Genomic DNA, 17387 nt, shown 5'->3' on the forward strand with positions numbered 1-17387 from the left:
TGGGTGGCCTGCGGCCGGGCTAGCGTCGCCGGCCGAGGTCCCACACGACGGCGTGCACGTCGCCGCCCGCGGGGGCCAGGTAGCCGGCGACGAGCCCCCGGTCGTTGACGAAGCCCACCCGGCCGCCCGAGCGGCCGAGATCCAGCGGGCCGAGGTCGACGCTGCGGCCCCACGCCCAGGCCACGCCGTGCTTCGCGCCGCCGGCGACCGTCGCCTCACCGACCACGGTGCCGGCGTCGTTGATCGCCATGGCCTGGCTGTACGAGCCGCCGAGCGTGCCCAGATCGGTGACGGCGCCGTGGTGCCACCGCACGGCGCGCATGTCCGTCGGGGTCTGCGCGCTGCCGGCGATCTGCCCGCGCCGGTTGATGCCGACCGGGTAGCTGTCGGTGCCGCCGAGGGTGCCGAGGTCCGTGAAGACACCGTCGTGCCACAGGAAGGCGTGCCAGCCGGAGCCGTCGACCCGCATGGTGCCGACCACCTGGCCCCGGTCGTTGATGCCGGTGGCCATGCTGGTCGCACTGGCCGGCGGCGTCAGCCGGACCAGCCTGCCGTCGCGCCACAGCGCCGCCTCGGTGGAGGTCCCGTCCGCGCTGTTGGTGAAGCCGACGACGTCACCGCGGTCGTTGATCGCCGCCGCGAGGGTGTCGCCACCTCGACCGGGCAGGTCGGTGCTGATCCCGTTCCGCCAGCGGAACGCCTTGCCGTACTGGCCGCTGTCGTCGGTGTGTCTCGTGCCGATCACCTCGCCGCGCTCGTTGACGCCGACGGCCGAGGACGGCCCGTGGACGCCGGAGAGGTCGGTCATGACGCCGTCGCGCCACCGGAACGGCCTGGTCCGCCCGTCGGCCAGGGTGGTGGTGCCGACCACCACGCCCCGCTCGTTGACGGCGGCCCCGTGGCTGTCCGTGCCCAGCGTGCCGAGGTCGGTCAGGCTCCCGTCCCGCCACACGAACGCGTGGATGCGGCCGTCGGCGGTCTGGCTGTTGCCGAGGACCAGCCCGGAGTCGGTGAGCCCGACGGGGACGCTCCAGTCGCCGCCCAGCGTGCCGAGGTCCCGCCAGCCGACGGCGCCGCCGGGCGGCGCGGCGACCGCCGCGGCCGGCGCGCCCGGCGCGGTGAGGCCGGCGAGGAGCACTCCCGCCGCCGCCGCGACGAGTGTCCGTACGGGACGCAGCCGACCAGCCATGCCGTCTCCCTCCGAGGTCCTGTCGTCACTCTGGGCCATCTCCCGGGTTCCTGTCTGCCCCGGAACGGCCCCACCTCGCCACGCTGCTCGGCACGATCGGCCACAACGTCCATCCGCGACAAAGGCGGCGAGAGCGGCACGGCGGCGCGCGGCGCGCCGGTCTGGCAAGCTCCGGGGGTGGACTTCTCGACGCTGGCCGTGGTGATCGTCTGCCTCGCCGCCGGGGGCGCGGCGGGCTGGTACGCCGCCCGGAACCGCTCGGCGACCGAAATCGCCCGGCTGGACGCCACGCTGCGGGCCACCCGGGAGGGCGAGGGGCGGCTCGAACAGTCCATGCGGGCGCTGAGCTACGAGGCCACCGCGCAGTCCCAGGAGGCGGTGGCCCGCGCCGTCGCCCCGCTGCACGACACGCTGCGCCGCTACGAGCAGCGGGTCGCCGAGCTGGAGCACGACCGGGTCGACGCGTACGCCGAACTGCGCGAGCAGGTCCGGGCGATGAGCACGGTCTCGGGCGAGCTGCGCACCGAGACGAAGCAGCTGGTGGCGGCGCTGCGCGCACCCCAGGTGCGGGGCCGCTGGGGCGAGCACCAGTTGCGCCGGATCGTCGAGGCGGCCGGCATGCTGGAGCACTGCGACTTCTCCGAGCAGGTCACCGCCGCCACCGACCACCAGGGAGTCCGACCCGACCTGGTGGTCCGGCTGCACGGCGGCCGGTCGGTGGTGGTGGACGCCAAGGCGCCGTTCGACGCCTACCTGACGGCGATGGAGGCCCGGGACGAGCGGGGCCGCGACACGCACCTCGACGCGCACGCGAAGCACCTGCGCGGACACGTCGACGCGCTGGCCGCCAAGACCTACTGGGCCGCGTTCGACAGCACGCCGGAGTTCGTGGTGCTCTTCGTGCCGGCCGACCCGTTCCTCGACGTCGCGCTGCAACGCGACCCGACGCTGCTGGAGCACGCGTTCGCCCGCAACGTGGTGCTGGCGACCCCGGCCACCCTGGTCGCGCTGCTGCGTACGGTCGCCTACTCGTGGCGGCAGGAGGCGCTGGCGCGCAACGCGGTCGCGGTGCACTCGCTGGCCCGGGAGCTCTACCGGCGACTGTCGACCCTGGGCGAGCACGTCGGCAAGCTCGGCTCGTCGCTCGGCAGCGCCGTGACCGCGTACAACCGGGCCGTGGGGTCGCTGGAGGCGCGCGTGCTGGTCAGCGCCCGCAAGCTCGCCGAGCTTGGGGTGTCGGACCAGGAGCTGGCCGCGCCCGCGCAGATCGAGCTGGCACCCCGTCAGCCGCAGGCACCGGAGCTGCTCGAAAACGCCGATGCCGGACCGCCGACCGGGCGGTCGACACTGGACTGACGACCGATACCTACCACCGCCGATGTGACAATGGACGACCGCCCATGTCACGAAGTGGTCACAACGAACTCCACGGTAGTGACAGTGACCAGCGGCAGCGCGAAGGATTCGCCTCACGCGTGCCCTGCATCTGAGGGCCCTGTTCTCTGGAGGAAAGAGAACGTGAGCAAACCCCGAAACCTGAGCCGGCGGACCTCCGCCGCGCTCTTCGCGTCGGTCGTGGCGGCCAGCGCGGTGACGGTGGCCGGCGGTGCCGCCACGGCGAGCGCCGCGCCCACCGCCGCACCCGACGCGTCCCAGGCCACCCCCGTGGAGGCTCTGGGCTCGCACGACGCCAAGCTGCTCGCCGAGGCGGAGGCGAAGAAGGCCCCGACCGTCACGCTGATCGTGGCCACCAAGAAGGGCGAGGCGAAGGACGTCGCCGCCGACCTGAAGAACCTGGGCGCCGCCGTCACCGAGCGGTACGACAGCATCGGCTACGTCCTGGCCAAGGTCCCCACCGCCAAGGTGGTCAAGGCGGCCACGCTGCCCGGCGTCTCCGCCGTCGACCTGGACGAGACCATCCAGCTGCCCGACCCGACGCCCGAGGTCGCCCCCTCCGGCAAGAAGGCGGCGAAGCAGGCTGCGACGCTGCCCGGCCCGGGTGCCGACACCCCGGCCGCCAACCCCTACATGCCGACGAACGAGATCGGCGCCGTCGACTTCGTGGCGAAGAACCCCCAGTGGGACGGCCGCGGCGTCACGATCGGCATCATGGACTCCGGTGTGGACCTCGCCCACCCGGCGCTGCAGAAGACCACCACGGGCGAGCGGAAGATCGTCGACTGGGTCACCGCGACGGACCCGTTCGAGGACGCCACCTGGCGCCCGATGCTCACCGAGGTAACCGGTCCGACGTTCACCTCCGGTGGCGCGACCTGGACGGCCCCGGCGGGCACCTACCGGTTCAACCGGTTCAGCGAGTCGATCACGGCCGCCAGCGACCCGGCCGGTGACGTCAACCGCGACGGCGACCGGACCGACACGTTCGGCATCCTCTACGACCCGGCCACCCACAACATCTGGGTGGACGCCAACCAGAACAACAACTTCACCGACGACGCCGTGATGCGGCCGTACAAGGAGAAGTTCGACGTCGGCTACTTCGGCACCGACAACGCGGCCACCCCGGTGGTCGAGCGGATCCCGTTCGTGGTCGAGTACCGCGAGGACGTGGACACCGCCCCCATCGGCGGTCCCGGCCTGGTGGACTACGTCAACATCGGCATCGTCGAGAGCACCCACGGCACCCACGTCGCCGGCATCACCGCCGCCAACGACATGCTCGGCAACGGCGCCTTCGACGGTGCCGCGCCCGGTGCCAAGCTCGTCTCGGCCCGCGCCTGCTCCTGGGGCGGCGGCTGCACGTACGCCGCCCTCACCACCGGCATGGCCGACCTGGTGATCAACCGCAAGGTCGACGTGGTCAACATGTCGATCGGCGGCCTGCCGGCGCTGAACGACGGCAACAACGCCCGCGCCGAGCTCTACAACAACCTGATCACCACCTACGGCGTGCAGATGTTCATCTCGGCCGGCAACTCCGGCCCGGGCCTGAACACCATCGGCGACCCGTCGGTGGCGGCCAACGTGGTCAGCGTGGCGGCGAGCATCAGCAAGGACACCTGGCTGGCCAACTACGGCTCCGCGGTGAAGAAGAAGAACGCGCTGTTCAACTTCTCCTCCCGCGGCCCGCGCGAGGACGGCGGCGTCAAGCCGAACATCGCCGCCCCCGGCTCGGCCATCTCCACCGCCCCGACCTGGCAGCCCGGCAACGCGGTCCCCGAGGCCGGCTACGCGCTGCCCCCGGGCTACGCGATGCTGAACGGCACCTCGATGGCCTCCCCGCAGGCCGCCGGCGCCGCCGCGCTGCTGCTGTCGGCCGCCAAGGCGACCGACAACGGCGTCACCCCGGCCGCGCTGCGCCGGGCGATCTACACCTCGGCCAAGCCGATCTCGGACGTTCCCACGTACGCCCAGGGTTACGGCATGTTCAACGTGCCGGGCGCGTGGAAGCTGCTGCGTAAGGGCGTGGAGACGCGCTCCTACACCTCCGAGGCCCCGGTCTGCACCGTCCTGTCCGGCCAGTTGGGCACCCCGAACCGGGGCACCGGCCTCTACAACCGGTGCGCCTCCACCGACGGTGGGCAGCGGATCGGCCAGTCGAAGAGCTACCAGGTCAAGGTCACCCGCACCAGCGGGCCGGCCGGCACCGTGAAGCACAACGTGGGTCTGCGCGGCAACGACGGCACCTTCAAGGCGCCGAAGACCGTCTCGCTCCCGCTGAACAAGACCGTCACCGTCTCGGTCACCGCCAAGCCCGCCACCGCCGGCGCGCACGGCGCGATCATGACGATCGACGACCCGGCCACCTCGGTGATCGACTTCGAGGTCTCCACCGTCGTCGTCGCCTCGAACGACGTGAAGAAGCCGAACTTCTCCTTCTCGGCCGAGGGCTCGGTCGACCGGAACGGCTTCACCTCGTACTTCGTGACGGTTCCGCCGGGCACGGGCGCCCTCCAGGTGAACCTCTCCGGCATCGCCACCGGTTCGCAGACCCGGTTCATCGCCTTCAACCCGTACGGCGTCCCGGTGGAGAGCACCTCCAGCCTCGCCTGCTACACCAACTTCTCCGACGCCAACGCCTGCAAGCCGCAGGAGCGCGACTACCAGAACCCGATCGCCGGGGTCTGGGAGATCGAGGTGGAGTCCCGTCGGACCTCGCCGTCGCTGAACAACCCGTTCCAGCTCACGGCGCGGGTGCAGGGTGTCGCGGTCGAGCCGGCCGTGGTCGAGCTGCCGTCGGTCACCGCCGGTGCGGCGACCCCGGTGACCTGGTCGCTGACCAACACCTTCGGCCCGGTCGCGGTGACCGGCCAGGGCGGCCCGCTCTCCAGCGTCCACGCTGAGCGGCCGACCATCGTCGAGGGCGCGTCGCAGGAGTACACCGTGGAGGTGCCGGCGGGCGCGACCCGCTTCACCGCCCGGATCGGCAACCCGGCCAGCGCCGCGGCCGACCTCGACCTCTACGTCTTCCGCGGTACCGCGGAGGTCGGTCGGGCCGCCGACGGCGACTCCGAGGAGGCCGTGACCATCAACAACCCGCCGGCGGGCACCTACCGGGTGGTCGTCGAGGGTTACGCGGTGGACGGGGCCGGTGGCAGCACCGCCTACGACTACCAGGACTCGTTCTCCGCGGCGGCGCTGGGCAGCCTCTCGGCGCCCGCCACCCCGCTCAACCTGGCCCACGGCGCCACCGCCACCCTCACCGGTACGGTGACCGCCCAGTCCACCCCGGTCGCCGGTCGGGCGCTCTTCGGTGAGCTGTCCCTGGTGACCACCGAGGGCGCGGTCGTCGGCCGCGGTGCCGTCTCCATCGGCACCGTGAACTGACCCGTCCCGCACCGGAACACCGGAGCCCGTCCCCACCCGGGGGCGGGCTCCGCCCGTTCCGGCGACTTCCGTCGCGACGCACGGGCCCGGGCCGTCCCGCGACGCACGGGCCGGGGTGCCCCGCGACGCACGGGCCCGGGCCGCCCCGCGATGTACAGGCTCAGGACGTCCCGCGACGCACGGGCCCGGGGTGCCCCGCGACGCGACCGCGAGTGGACGGGCTCCGGCCTCTCCGGTCAGTCGTGGCGGGCGATCTCGGGGCGTCCCGACGCGGACGGGCTCCGGCCCCTCCGGTCAGCCGCGGCGGGCGGTCTCGACCAGGAAGGGCGTGCCCTGCTGGCAGGTCGTGAGCAGGTCGCGCTGGACCCGGCCGGTGACCGTGACCTTCGCGCCCGCCTTCAGCAGGTCGCGCGGGCCGCCGATCAACAGGTAGTTGTCGAGCAGCAGGCAGTTGGGCTCCACCCCGGAGGTGACGGTCCCGGTCAGGGTGGTGCCGCCGGCCGGCGGCGTCTTCGTCGGCCCCCCGCTGGGCCGCGTGGGCGGGGGCAGGGCCGGCCCCGTCGGGTCCACCGGGTCGCCGGGGGTCGGCGGGGCCGTGGGGAGGCTCGGATCAGGGCTGGGCGGGCTGGTCACCGGCTGCGCTCCCGTCGGGGTCGGGGTGGGGGTGTCGCCGGTACCGTCCTGCCCGCCGCAGGCGCTCAGCGCCACGCAGACGGCCAGCGCGGAGACGGCGAGCCGAAGAGTCCTCATACCCGTGTCTGACGCAGCGGGGCCGCGTGCCGTTCCCGCCGGTCAGCCGCGGGCCGCGGCGGCGGCCTTCATGTCCCGCTTGAGCTCCTGCGGCAGCGAGAAGGTCAGCCGCTCGTTGGCGGTCACCACCTCGTCGACGTCGGTGAAGCCCCGCGCGGCGAGGTGGGCGAGCACCTCCTGCACGAGCTGGTCGGGAACGCTGGCACCCGAGGTCAGGCCGACCGTACGCGCCCCCGCCAGCCACGCGTCGTCGATCTCGTGCGCGAAGTCGACGAGGTGACCGGCGCGCGCCCCGGCGTCCAGGGCGACCTCGACGAGGCGTACGGAGTTGGAGGAGTTGGTCGAGCCGACGACGATCATCACGTCGCACTCGGGCGCGATCTCCTTGACCACGTGCTGCCGGTTTGAGGTGGCGTAGCAGATGTCGTCGCTGGGCGGCGACTGGAGCATCGGCAGCCGCTTCTTGAGCCGGGCCACCGTCTCCAGCGTCTCGTCGACCGAGAGGGTGGTCTGGGAGAGCCAGACGACCTTGTTCGGGTCGCGGACGGTGATCCGGTCGGCGTCCTCCGGGCCGTCCACGAGCTGGATGTGCTCGGGGGCCTCGCCGGAGGTGCCGATGACCTCCTCGTGCCCCTCGTGGCCGATCAGCAGGATGTCGTAGTCCTCGGCGGCGAACCGCTTCGCCTCCTGGTGCACCTTGGTGACCAGCGGGCAGGTCGCGTCGATCGCCCGCAGCGAACGGGTCCGGGCCTGCTCGTAGACCTCCGGGGCCACCCCGTGCGCGGAGAAGATGACGGTGGCGCCCTCCGGCACCTCCTCGTTCTCCTCCACGAAGATCGCGCCCTGGGCCTCCAGGGTCTGCACGACGTGCTTGTTGTGCACGATCTGCTTGCGTACGTAGATCGGGGCGCCGTAGAGCTTGAGTGCCTCCTCCACGGTCTGCACCGCGCGGTCCACGCCCGCGCAGTAGCCGCGGGGCTTGGCCAGGATCACGCGCTTGCCGGTCCGGGACGTCACTTCAGCCTGAGTCACCCGCCCATCGTACGTGCCGCTCCCGAGGGCGACACGGGACGCGACCGCCACCACGGCGCCGGCCGTGGCCTGCCGGAACGGGCGCGCCGGGGGCCGACGTGGCCACCGGCACGCCTCCGGAAGGCCCTTTCCGGCGCGGACGCGCCCAGGGTGATCCTGATCCCACCCTGCCCTCGCGCGGGGCCCGGCACGCCGGCCGACCGCGCGCCACCGCCGCCCGGTGCCGACCGCGCGCCGCCCGCCCCGCCGAGCGGCGCCCACCGGATCGGCCACGCCGAGTCGCCCGCGCGGGGCTGTCCGGGGCGGGCCGTAGGGTGGGCCGGTGAGCACAGGCGAGGTGGGGCGGAGCACGTCCGAGGAGCCGTGGCCGGTCCGGGTGGTCAGTCAGAAGGTCGGCGCCTGGATCGCCCGGCTGGGCTGGGTGTGGGTGGACGGGCAGGTGGCGCAGATCAGCCGCAGGCCCGGCGCCAGCACCGTCTTCCTCACGCTGCGGGACCCGTCGGCCGACCTGAGCCTGACGGTCACCACCAACCGGGACGTGCTGGACGTCGGCGCGCCCGAGCTGCGCGAGGGCGCCCGGGTGGTGCTGCACGCCAAGCCGGAGTTCTACGCCGCCCGGGGCACGCTGAGCCTGCGCGCCGACGAGATCCGGCAGGTCGGCCTCGGCGAGCTGCTGGCCCGGCTGGAGAAGCTGAAGAAGCTGCTCGCGGCCGAGGGGCTGTTCGACCGGGCGCGCAAGCGCCGGCCGCCGTTCCTGCCCAACCGGGTCGGGCTGATCACGGGCCGCGCCTCGGCCGCCGAGCGCGACGTGCTGACCAACGCCCGCCGGCGCTGGCCGGCGGTGGAGTTCCGCACGGTCAACGTGGCCGTGCAGGGGCCGAGCGCCGTTCCGCAGATCGTCGACGCGCTCAAGGTGCTGGACGCCGACCCGACCGTCGACGTGATCGTCATCGCCCGGGGCGGGGGCGGTATCGAGGACCTGCTGCCCTTCTCCGACGAGGCGCTCTGCCGGGCCGTCTTCGCCTGCCGCACGCCGGTGGTCAGCGCGATCGGCCACGAGACCGACGCGCCGCTCGTCGACTACGTCGCCGACGTACGGGCGTCGACGCCGACCGACGCCGCCAAGCGCGTGGTTCCGGACCTCACCGAGGAGGTGCGCGTCATCCGGCAGGCCCGGCACCGCCTCGAACGCGCCGTGCGCAACCTGGTGGACCGCGAGTCGCACCGGCTCGACGGCCTGCGCTCCCGGCCGGTGCTGGCCCGCCCGCAGGTGATGGTCGACCAGCGGCTCGCCGACCTGACCGGGCTGCGCCAGCGGGCCGGGCGCTGCCTGGACCACCGGCTCGCCGCCGCCGACGACGACCTGCGGCACACCCTGGCCCGGCTGCGTGCCCTCTCCCCCGCCGCGACCCTCGACCGGGGCTACGCGATCGTCCAGCGCGCCGACGGCCACGTCGTGCGCGCGGCGTCCGAGGTCGGCAAGGGCGACCCGCTCCGGGTACGCCTCGCCGACGGCGAGCTGGCCGCGACGGTCGACGGCTGAGCGGGGACGGGATCACGATGTGGTGGGATGGCAGCGATGACTGACGAGAAGAAGGACGAACGGCTCAGCTACGAGCAGGCCCGCGCCGAGCTGGCGTCGGTGGTCGAGCGGCTGGAGACCGGCGGTACGACGCTGGAGGAGTCACTGGCGCTCTGGGAGCGCGGCGAGAAGCTCGCCGACACCTGCCAGCGCTGGCTCGACGGCGCCCGCGCCCGCATCGACGCCGCCCGCCAGGACCCCACCTCCTGACCCACCCCCGCGCGTCGATCATGGAGTTGTGGTGGGCGATACAGGGCACTTTGCACCTTGTGTCACCCACCACAACTGCATGATCCACGGGGCGGGGGCGGCGGGTGGGGGTCAGTTGAAGAGGTTGTAGAGCTCCGCCGGGGCCTCGACCACCTGGTCCGCCGGGGGCTTCTGGGCGGCGGTGGCGCTGCCGTAGTCCGAGTACGTGATCCGGATGTCCTGCGCCTTGGTCTGGCCGGCAGCCGGGATCTGGATGGCCATCTCGCTGAGCCGGCCCTGCGGGTCGAGCTTCGCGGTGAACGGCACCGACTTGGCCTGCGCCCCGAGGGCCGTGATCACCGTCGGGTCCACCGAACCCGCCTCCGCCGCCTTCGACACGTCGATCGTGCCGGCGTACGCGCCCTCGCCCGTCTGACGCACCTCCGTGATGCCCTGCGTCAGCACCTCGCTGCCGGCGGGGTCGACCTTGTCGAAGTCGAAGCCGAGGTTGCGGTTGCCCTTGATCCGGGTCTGGTCCAGGTGCTGGTACTTGCCGAGGTTGAGCTTCTGCACTCCCGGCACGCTGCTGGCGGTCGTGCCGCCGAGTTCGACCTTCACCCAGCTGTCGGGCTTGTAGTGGACGAGGTCGAGCTTCATGAACAGGTCGTCGGTCGGCTTGCCGATCGTCACCCGCATCTCGGCGCTCTGGGTCGGCTCGTGCACCCGTCCCTCGGCCGTCGAGCCGACGCCGGACATGGTGAACCGGAAGTTGCCGTTGCTGATCTCACGGGTGGAGGCCAGCAGCGCCTGCTTGGCGTCGCCGGAGGCCGGGGCCGCGCTGCCGGAGGCCGCGGGCGTACCGGACGCCGAGACGGACGGGGAGGCGGAGGAGCCCGCCGTCGGGGTCCCGGAGGCGTTGCAGGCGGCCAGACCGGGAGTGAACAGGGCGGCGGCCACCAGGCCGGCGCTCAGGCGTCGAACAGTCATACGTGTCTCCCACGTGGGTCACCCGACGCACCTGGCGGCGGCCGGAAACCGGGCGGCGCACCACGTCGGCTGCGCCGCGCGGACCCCCTGAGGCCGGTTGCCGGGGCGACCGGTCCGGGTCCGCCCCACTCCTGTTCCCTGTCGCCGCGTCGCACAATCACCGGGATGTCCGGTTGCCCCGGACCGGTGACCCCGGAACGCGGAAACGGGGCGGCCGAGGCCGCCCCGTTTCCGTCCTGCCGGTGTTTACTTCAGCATCTCGTACGTCGAGGCGGGGGCCTCGACGACCTGGTCCGCCGGCGGCTTCTGCGGGGTGGTGGCCTTGCCGTAGTCGGCGTAGGCGACCTTGATGTCGTGGGCCTTGGTGTCACCGGCCGCTGGGACGGAGATGACCAGCTCGGTGAGCCGGCCCTCCGCGTCCAGCTTGGCGGTGAAGGGCAGCGACTTGGCCTGCGGGCCGAGCGCCTTGACCAGGTCGGAGTCCAGGGCGGCCGAGCCGTCGCCCACGGCGGAGGCGTCGAGCTTGCCGGCGTAGCTGCCCTCGGCGGTCTTCTGCACCTCGGAGATGCCCTTGGCGAGCACCGCGGTGCCGGCCGGGTCCAGGTCCTTCATGTTGAGGGCGAGATCGCCGCCGTCCTTGACCTTGGACTGGTCGAGGTGCTGGTACTTGCCCTTCATCTTGTCCGCGCCCGGGATCATCGCCCCCAGCTCGCCGAGGTCCATCTTCACCCAGCTGTCGGGCTCGATGTAGATCATCTCCATGCCGAAGGTCGTGCCGGAGCCGTCGTCGACCTTCATCGTGAACTGGGCGCTGTTGCTCGGCTTGTGCACCGAGCCCTGGCCGTTGACGCCGCCACCGGCGATCGTGAAGTTGAAGTTGCCCTTCTCGATCTCCTTGGTGGAGGCGAGCAGCGCTTCCTTCGGGTCGGCGGGAACGGCCGACGTTGCCGAGCCCGCGTCGGCCGGCGCGGGACCGTCCGACTTGCAGGCGGCCAGGCCGGGAACGAGCAGGGTGGCGGCGAGCACGCCGACGCTCCACCGTCGAATGTTCACAGTTGTCTCTCTTCGCGAAACGGTAAGCACCCGGCGAACCTCAGCCGCCGGGCAGTGAGCCGGGGCAGCGTAGCCGATCCGACCGACACTCGGGGGGCGGTTTCCGGCCGCCTACCGGATCGCGGTGGCCAGGTGTCGCAGCTCGTTGTCCCGGGCGTCGCCGACCACGATCACGGTCCGGTTCGGTTCGAGCAGGACCAGCGCCTGCTCGTTGCCCCGGGCGGTGTACCGCTGCCAGGTGCGCCCGCCCAGGTCCGTCTGGCCCTGCGGCTGCCCCTCGGCGGTCAGCTCGGTCGGCAGCAGCCGCTCCGGCGGCACGCTGCTCTGCACCAGCTGGGCGGCCCGCCCCTCCGGCGTGAGATAGCCGAGCCGGAGGCTCGACCCACCCTCGACGGTCTGGAATCTCGCGCTGACCGTGCGCCAGCCGTCGTCCAGCTCCGCCGGCTCGCTGACCGGGAAGGCGTTGGCGGCCCGCGCCGATTCGAGGGCGGGCGCCGGGTCGACGGTCGTCGGCTGGTCGCCGCCGAGGAATCCCCGGTAGAAGGCCAGCAGCAGGGCGATCGGGATCAGCAGCACGAGCAGCGAGATCGCCATGTCCTTCGGCGAGCGCTCCGACTTGCGGGTGTCGATCCCGGGCGGCGGCACGGGCCGTTCGCCCGTCTCCGCCTCGCCGTCGGGCGGGGCCGCCCCGGGGGCGCCGGCGGGTTCGACCAGCGCCGGCTCCCCCTCCGGTACGGCGGCGGCCCGGCTCGGGGCGACCGGTGGCTGGCCGTCCGGCGGCGTCGAGTCGGCGGGTACGCGATCGGCAGGCTGTGCGGCTTCCACCCCACCATCTTCGCAGCCGCCCGACCGGCCGTATCCGGGCCATCACCGCCCCGATCCCGCGCCGGGTGAGCGATCGTGTGAGGATCAGCGACAAACCCGGCAGCGGCGACGCCGCACCCTGCCGCCCCGCAACGTCGCGAGGAGGAGCCGTCATGACGAACACCAGGACGCGGATCCCACAGGATCTCGACCGCAACCTCGCCCTCGACCTGGTCCGGGTCACCGAGGCCGCGGCGATGGCCGCCGGTCGCTGGGTCGGTCGGGGCGACAAGGAGGGCGGCGACGGAGCCGCCGTCGACGCGATGCGCAAGCTGATCAACTCGATCCCCATGCGGGGCGTCGTGGTGATCGGCGAGGGCGAGAAGGACAACGCCCCGATGCTCTTCAACGGCGAGCACGTCGGCGACGGCACCGGCCCGGAGGTGGACGTCGCCGTCGACCCCGTCGACGGCACCACGCTGATGAGCAAGGGCATGCCGAACGCGGTGGCGGTGCTCGCCGTCTCCGAGCGGGGTGCGATGTTCGACCCGAGCGCCGTCTTCTACATGGAGAAGCTCGCCGTCGGGCCGGCGTACGCCGACGTGGTGGACATCAACGCCGGGGTGGCCGAGAACCTGCGCCGGATCGCCAAGGTCAAGGGCACGGACGTCTCCGAGGTCACGGTCTGCGTGCTGGACCGCAGCCGACACGACGACCTGGTCACGCAGATCCGCCGGACCGGGGCGGGCATCCGGTTCATCTCGGACGGCGACATCGCCGGTTCCATCGCGGCGGCCCGCGGCGAGTCGGACGTCGACGTGCTGATGGGCATCGGCGGCACCCCCGAGGGCATCATCTCGGCCTGCGCGCTGAAGTGCATGGGCGGGGCGATGCAGGCCAAGCTCTGGCCGCGCGACGCCGAGGAGCGGGAGAAGGCGCTCGCCGCCGGGCACGACCTGGACCGGGTGCTCACGACCGACGACCTCGTCACCGGGGACAACTGCTTCTTCGTGGCCACCGGCGTCACCTCCGGCGACCTGCTGCGGGGCGTGCGCTACCGGGCCGGCGGCGCGTACACGCAGTCGATCGTCATGCGCTCGAAGAGCGGCACCATCCGGGTGATCGACTCGTACCACCGGTTGGAGAAGCTCGCCCTCTACTCGGCGGTCGACTTCGACGGCCGCCCCCTGGCCGAGCAGGAGTGAGCGTCGCCGGGACGCTGGCCCCGCCGGCCCCGTCGGCGGCCCGCCGGGTCACCGGCGTGGGCCTCGCGACCGCCTCCGGGCTGGCCGTGGCCGTGCAGTCCCGGATCAACGGCGAGTTGGGCGTACGCCTGGCCGACGGGATCGCCGCCGCGGTCGTCTCGTTCGGGCTGGGCCTGCTGGTGCTGCTGGTGCTGGTCCCCGCCACCCCGGGTGGGCGGCGAGGGCTGGCCGCCCTGCGCGGCGCGCTCGCCGACGGCACGTTGCGGCCGTGGCAGTGCCTCGGCGGGGCGTGCGGCGCGCTCCTGGTCGCCGCCCAGGGCCTGACCATCGGCACCCTCGGCGTGGCGGTCTTCACCGTCGCGGTGGTCGCCGGCCAGTCCGGCAGCAGCCTGGCCGTCGACCGGGCCGGGATCGGCCCGGGCGGTCCCCAGCCGGTCACCGGCCGGCGGCTGGCCGGCGCGGCGCTGACCGTGGTCGCGGTCCTGCTGGCCGTCGGCGACCGGCTCGGCGACCCGGGCACCCTCGGGCTGGCCCTGCTGCCGCTGCTCGCCGGGGTGGCCATCGCCTGGCAGCAGGCGGTCAACGGCCGGGTACGGATGGCCGCCGGCAGCGCGCTGACCGCCACGCTTGTCAACTTCTCCGTCGGCACGGTGGCCCTGCTGGTCGCCTTCGCCGTCGACCTCGCGCTCCGGGGCTGGCCGGCGGGCGGCGCGCCGGCCGAGCCGTGGCTCTACCTGGGCGGGCCGATCGGGATCGTGTTCATCGCGATCGCCGCGGCGATCGTCCGGTTCACCGGCGTACTGCTGCTCGGTCTGGCCACCATCGCCGGGCAGATCGTCGGCGCCGTACTGCTGGACCTGCTGCTGCCCACGGCGGCCTCCCGCCCGGGCCCCGTCACCCTGCTCGGCGCGGCGCTGACCCTGGTCGCGGTCGGAGTCGCCGCCCTCGCGCCGACGCCCCGCCCCGGCCGCTGATGCCCCGGCGCGTCAGGTGCCGTCGGACGAGTGCCCGGGGAACAGGTGCGCGCTCGGGTCGATGGCCACCGCCGCGTTGTTGACCGCCGTGGCGGCCTCGCCGAAACCGGTCGCGATCAGCCGCACCTTGCCCGGATACTCGGTGATGTCGCCCGCCGCGAAGACCCGGGGCAGGTTCGTCGCCATCGCGCTGTCGACCACGATGTGCCGGCGGTCCAGCCGCAACCCCCACTCGGCCAGCGGGCCGAGGTCGGCGGTGAAACCGAGGGCGGCCACCACCGTGTCCACCGGCAGTAGCTCCGCCGCGCCGCCGCGTACGGTGATCTCGGCGCCGGTGACCGTGCCGTCGCCGTGCAGCCTGGTCACCTCGGCGTTGACGATCACGCGCACCGGAAGCCCCAGCACCCGGGCGACGGTGGCCGCGTGCGCCCGGAACTTCTCCCGCCGGTGCACCACCGTCACCGAGCGGGCCAGCGGCTCGAGCGTCGACGCCCAGTCGAAGGCGGAGTCGCCGCCGCCGACGATCAGCACGTCCCGGTCGGCCAGCTCCGTCGGCTGCGGTACGAAGTAGACGATCCCGGCGCCGGCGAAGTGCTCCGCCACCGGCAGCGGGCGGGGCGTGAAGCTGCCCAGCCCACCGGTGACGATCACCGCCCCGCACCGCAGCCGCCCGCCGCCGGCGAGACCGAGCACCGGCTGCCCGTCGGCGTACGAGAGCTTCTCGGCGCGGGTGCCGAGCAGGTAGCACGGGTCGAAGGGAGCCGCCTGGGCGACGAGGTTGGCCACCAGCTCCCGCCCCTTGACCGCCGGGAAGCCGGCCACGTCGTGGATCAGCTTCTCCGGGTACATGGCGGTGATCTGGCCGCCGGGCTCGGGCAGCGCGTCGACGACCGCGACGGAGAGCCCACGGAAGCCGGCGTAGTACGCCGCGAACAGCCCGGCCGGGCCGGCCCCGATCACCGCGACATCGACCTCGCGCATGTGCGTACCGTCGCTTTCCGCTCACGGATCAACGCGTGCTGATCCCGACGGTAGGGCCGGCGGCGCGCCCTGGGCAAGCATGTCCCACCGGGCCGCACGGCACCGGCGCGTCGGCGCTCAGGGCATGGTGAGCGTGGACTCCGAGCGGTGGGGACCGCCCAGGTCGCCCCGGCGGCGCCGGAAGATGATCGCGGCGACCACCCCGCCGAGCAGCCCGAACAGGTGGCCCTGCCAGGAGATCCGCTCGTCGGTGGGGAGGATGCCGACCAGCTGCCAGCCGTAGAGCAGGCCGACGAGGAGGAAGACGGCGAAGTTCCACCAGCTCCGCTCGACGATGCCCCGGGTCAGCAGGATGCCCAGGTAGCCGAAGATGACGCCGCTCGCGCCGACCACCACCGAGGTCGACGAGCCGGTGAACCACACCCCCAGCCCGCTGACCAGGATGATGACGAGCGTCGACCAGAGGAAGCGGCGGGCGCCGGCGGCGAGCACGAAGGTGCCCAGCAGGATCAGCGGGATGCTGTTGCTGTAGAGGTGGTCGAAGCCGTGGTGCAGGAACGGCGAGAAGAAGACCCCGTCGAGGCCGTCGATGCGCTTCGGGATGATACCGGCCGTGGCGTCGAGGCCGAACGCGAGCCCCTGGTCGAGGGCCTCGATGAGGAAGAGGAACGGCACCACCGCGCACATGGCGACGAAGGCCCGGCCGAGCGCGGCGTAGAACGCCTCGGTGCCGAACCGGTGCGGGTCGCCGCTTCCCGGGTGCAGGGTCACCCGTCAAGAGCTATCAGGTGTCGGGCGCAGCCGCCACTTCTGCGGCGATCCGTACCCGGAACGACGAGGGCGGGGTGTGTGGACGCCCACACACCCCGCCGTCGGAGGTCGATCAGTACCAGCCCACGTCCTGCGAGTGGGCCCAGGCCTTGCAGGGCGAGCCGTAGCGGCCCTCGATGTAGCCGAGGCCCCACTTGATCTGGGTCGCCGGGTTGGTCTGCCAGTCGTCGGCGACGGAGCCCATCTTGCTGCCCGGCAGCGCCTGCGGGATGCCGTACGCCCCGGACGAGGGGTTGCGGGCCTTGTGGTTCCAGCCGCTCTCCTTGTCCCAGAGCTTGTTCAGGCACGGGAACTGGTCCATCCCGAAGCCCGCCTTCACCATGAGCGCGCAGCCGACCTCGCGGTTGCCGCTGAACTCGGCGCAGGAGGCCGGGATCGGCCCCTCGTACGGCTTGCTCTCGGCCGCCTTCTCGGCCGCGGCCTTGGCGGCGGCCTCGCGGGCCTTCTTGCGCGACGCGGCGGCGGCCTCGGCCTCGCGGGCGCGCTTGGCGGCCTCCTTCGCCGCCGCGGCGGCGCGCAGCTTCGCCTGGTACTCGGCGGTCCGCTGCTTCGCGGACTGCACCTGCTGGGCGGCCTGCCGCTCGCGCTGGTACTCGAACTCGGCCTGCTCGACAGCGACGCCGACCTGTGCGGTCAGGCCCTGCTGCTGGGTCTGTCGGTCTTCGCCCAGGTAGACACCGCCGGCGACGCCCACGGAGAGCAGCGCGACAGCGGCCGTACGGGCGCCGAACCGGCTCCACAGCCGACTCACGAAGTGGTCCCTTCGTCGGGTGCAAGGACACGGCGCGGGGCGGCAACCCGGGTGGGTCGCGTCCGCGTCGCGAGCGCCCCGACCCGGTGCCGGTCGCAGCCGACGTACCCCGGTGGATGCTGGCGCGTCCTGTGACGAACGATCACCAACGATCTTCTCGGTACGTGGGCGCTCGCTGGACACCATTGCGCACGGTGAGGCCGATGGGAAACGAAGAGCCTCGATTGTGATCTGCGCCACAAAGAGAATGCAGACAAACCCCTACAGAACG

15 protein-coding genes are annotated in these 17387 nt (G+C 73.0%); 6 read left to right on the plus strand and 9 right to left on the minus strand.

Features of this window, described 5'->3' with window-relative positions:
- Window positions 1-19: 19 nt before the first annotated feature.
- Window positions 20-1189 (minus strand): hypothetical protein, encoded by a 1170-nt coding sequence (locus tag AB0883_RS09425; protein WP_366640790.1) that lies wholly within the window; start codon window positions 1187-1189, stop codon window positions 20-22.
- 177 nt (window positions 1190-1366) lie between these two features.
- Between AB0883_RS09425 and AB0883_RS09430 the strand changes: the two genes are divergently transcribed.
- Both AB0883_RS09430 and AB0883_RS09435 read left to right on the plus strand, forming a co-directional pair.
- The gene (locus AB0883_RS09430; RefSeq protein ID WP_366640791.1) at window positions 1367-2545 is read left to right on the plus strand and encodes a DNA recombination protein RmuC; all 1179 of its coding nucleotides are present in this window, start codon (window positions 1367-1369) and stop codon (window positions 2543-2545) included.
- A 162-nt stretch (window positions 2546-2707) separates the two neighbouring features.
- The gene (locus tag AB0883_RS09435) at window positions 2708-5977 is read left to right on the plus strand and encodes a S8 family serine peptidase (RefSeq protein WP_366640792.1); all 3270 of its coding nucleotides are present in this window, start codon (window positions 2708-2710) and stop codon (window positions 5975-5977) included.
- Between the two features lie 294 nt (window positions 5978-6271).
- Here AB0883_RS09435 and AB0883_RS09440 read toward each other — a convergent pair whose 3' ends face one another.
- Window positions 6272-6727 (minus strand): hypothetical protein, encoded by a 456-nt coding sequence (locus AB0883_RS09440; protein ID WP_366640793.1) that lies wholly within the window; start codon window positions 6725-6727, stop codon window positions 6272-6274.
- A 42-nt stretch (window positions 6728-6769) separates the two neighbouring features.
- The gene (locus AB0883_RS09445) at window positions 6770-7759 is read right to left on the minus strand and encodes a 4-hydroxy-3-methylbut-2-enyl diphosphate reductase (protein WP_366640794.1); all 990 of its coding nucleotides are present in this window, start codon (window positions 7757-7759) and stop codon (window positions 6770-6772) included.
- Between the two features lie 322 nt (window positions 7760-8081).
- Here AB0883_RS09445 and xseA point away from each other — a divergent pair, with 322 nt between their 5' ends.
- Complete coding sequence (gene xseA / locus AB0883_RS09450; RefSeq protein WP_121396570.1) at window positions 8082-9302, plus strand: exodeoxyribonuclease VII large subunit; 1221 nt, start codon at window positions 8082-8084, stop codon at window positions 9300-9302.
- 36 nt (window positions 9303-9338) lie between these two features.
- Window positions 9339-9551, plus strand: a complete 213-nt coding sequence (locus tag AB0883_RS09455; protein ID WP_366641690.1) for an exodeoxyribonuclease VII small subunit — start codon at window positions 9339-9341, stop codon at window positions 9549-9551.
- A 111-nt stretch (window positions 9552-9662) separates the two neighbouring features.
- Here the strand turns inward: AB0883_RS09455 and AB0883_RS09460 are convergent, their stop codons facing one another.
- From AB0883_RS09460 to AB0883_RS09470, 3 genes are all read right to left on the minus strand, one after another.
- Window positions 9663-10517 (minus strand): hypothetical protein, encoded by an 855-nt coding sequence (locus AB0883_RS09460; protein WP_366640795.1) that lies wholly within the window; start codon window positions 10515-10517, stop codon window positions 9663-9665.
- A 246-nt stretch (window positions 10518-10763) separates the two neighbouring features.
- Complete coding sequence (locus AB0883_RS09465) at window positions 10764-11570, minus strand: hypothetical protein (protein WP_366640796.1); 807 nt, start codon at window positions 11568-11570, stop codon at window positions 10764-10766.
- 111 nt (window positions 11571-11681) lie between these two features.
- Window positions 11682-12395, minus strand: coding sequence for a DUF4245 domain-containing protein (locus tag AB0883_RS09470; protein ID WP_366640797.1), 714 nt, complete (start codon window positions 12393-12395; stop codon window positions 11682-11684).
- Between the two features lie 152 nt (window positions 12396-12547).
- Here AB0883_RS09470 and glpX point away from each other — a divergent pair, with 152 nt between their 5' ends.
- Window positions 12548-13579, plus strand: coding sequence for a class II fructose-bisphosphatase (gene glpX, locus AB0883_RS09475; RefSeq protein WP_121396576.1), 1032 nt, complete (start codon window positions 12548-12550; stop codon window positions 13577-13579).
- The gene (locus tag AB0883_RS09480; protein WP_366640798.1) at window positions 13576-14553 is read left to right on the plus strand and encodes a DMT family transporter; all 978 of its coding nucleotides are present in this window, start codon (window positions 13576-13578) and stop codon (window positions 14551-14553) included. The genes glpX and AB0883_RS09480 overlap by 4 nt, the downstream gene beginning before the upstream one ends.
- 12 nt (window positions 14554-14565) lie before the next feature.
- On the opposite strand, the gene AB0883_RS09485 is transcribed toward AB0883_RS09480, so the two are convergent.
- From AB0883_RS09485 to AB0883_RS09495, 3 genes are all read right to left on the minus strand, one after another.
- Window positions 14566-15534, minus strand: a complete 969-nt coding sequence (locus AB0883_RS09485) for an NAD(P)/FAD-dependent oxidoreductase (RefSeq protein ID WP_366640799.1) — start codon at window positions 15532-15534, stop codon at window positions 14566-14568.
- Window positions 15535-15651: 117 nt separating this feature from the next.
- Window positions 15652-16305, minus strand: a complete 654-nt coding sequence (locus AB0883_RS09490; RefSeq protein ID WP_121396582.1) for a rhomboid family intramembrane serine protease — start codon at window positions 16303-16305, stop codon at window positions 15652-15654.
- Window positions 16306-16417: 112 nt separating this feature from the next.
- A complete protein-coding gene (locus tag AB0883_RS09495) occupies window positions 16418-17116 on the minus strand; it encodes a lytic transglycosylase domain-containing protein (RefSeq protein WP_366640800.1) in 699 nt (232 codons plus the stop codon).
- Window positions 17117-17387 lie beyond the last annotated feature (271 nt).

It is taken from the genome of Micromonospora sp. NPDC047812, from assembly GCF_040704175.1.
Lineage (GTDB): Bacteria > Actinomycetota > Actinomycetes > Mycobacteriales > Micromonosporaceae > Micromonospora.

Coding starts and splice junctions, on each gene's coding strand:
- AB0883_RS09425 (WP_366640790.1), bottom strand. CDS start 1,189: ATGGCTGGTCGGCTGCGTCCCGTACGGACACTCGTCGCGGCGGCGGCG.
- AB0883_RS09460 (WP_366640795.1), bottom strand. CDS start 10,517: ATGACTGTTCGACGCCTGAGCGCCGGCCTGGTGGCCGCCGCCCTGTTC.
- AB0883_RS09485 (WP_366640799.1), bottom strand. CDS start 15,534: ATGCGCGAGGTCGATGTCGCGGTGATCGGGGCCGGCCCGGCCGGGCTG.
- AB0883_RS09440 (WP_366640793.1), bottom strand. CDS start 6,727: ATGAGGACTCTTCGGCTCGCCGTCTCCGCGCTGGCCGTCTGCGTGGCG.
- glpX (WP_121396576.1), top strand. CDS start 12,548: ATGACGAACACCAGGACGCGGATCCCACAGGATCTCGACCGCAACCTC.
- AB0883_RS09455 (WP_366641690.1), top strand. CDS start 9,339: ATGACTGACGAGAAGAAGGACGAACGGCTCAGCTACGAGCAGGCCCGC.